Source organism: Myxococcus sp. CA039A (assembly GCF_013336645.1).
GTDB lineage: Bacteria > Myxococcota > Myxococcia > Myxococcales > Myxococcaceae > Myxococcus > Myxococcus llanfairpwllgwyngyllgogerychwyrndrobwllllantysiliogogogochensis.
Genome location: NZ_JABUMQ010000719.1, coordinates 1 through 821 on the forward strand (window position 1 = coordinate 1; position 821 = coordinate 821).

Genomic DNA, 821 nt, shown 5'->3' on the forward strand with positions numbered 1-821 from the left:
GGCGGGGATGGGCGGCGCGCGAAGGGAGGTCGAATCCGTCAGGAGCGGTGCGGCCGAAACCGAGAATTCGCCGGGTGGCTGGGAATCCCAGCCAGATGTTTCACGCCGGGGAGAAGGCTCGTGGGGGGATGTCGCTCGCTCTGTCACGGCCTCGCGGAAGAGCAACGAGGGTGCCAGTGCGAAACAACGGATTCACCGCGCGGTTGTCTGGATTTGAAGCCATCTGAAACGGTCCGCTGTCACGGTTGTCCGAGGGCTGGATCCAGTTTCTGGAATCCGGACAGCGGGCGTCGTGAGCTGGGGCGCGGGCGCGGAAAGCGGAAGTCTGGGATTGCTGATTCATGGCGCTGTCGGCACTGCATCGCGTCGTCACGCGGAGTGGATGCGTGCTCGGAGGCAGCGCTGGTGATGCACGCGTGTGGAGCAGGCGGGCGGGGTGAGAGAGACCCGTTTGCGGAGGTTTCGTCGACACATGAGCATCGGTGCCTTCATGGCCCGGTCTCATGTCTCGCAGCGCCCGTCATCGATGTTTCATGTCTCGCCGCGAGGGCTTCCTTTCATGAAGGGGCGTTTTGATGGGAGGTGGCTGTCGCGCCTGGCGCGTGTGCTGCTGGTGTTGGCGGTGTGGGGCTCCGACGTCCAGGCGCAGGTGCGCGAGGGCGGGGTGGACGACCTGCGGGAGGGCTGGCTCTACCGCTGGGGAGACTCACCGCTGGGGCCGGAGGGTGTGCCCGTCTGGGCGCGCGAAACCGATACGAGCGCGTGGCGACCCATGCAGGCGCTGGGGACGCCACCGGGGCGGGGGAAACACACGCTCCTGT

General features: G+C 66.7%; 1 pseudogene. It reads left to right on the forward strand.

Annotation, left to right across the window (positions count from 1 at the left end):
* Window positions 1-559 precede the first annotated feature (559 nt).
* A pseudogene (locus tag HR086_RS47240) lies at window positions 560-821 on the forward strand (chemotaxis protein); the annotation flags it as partial.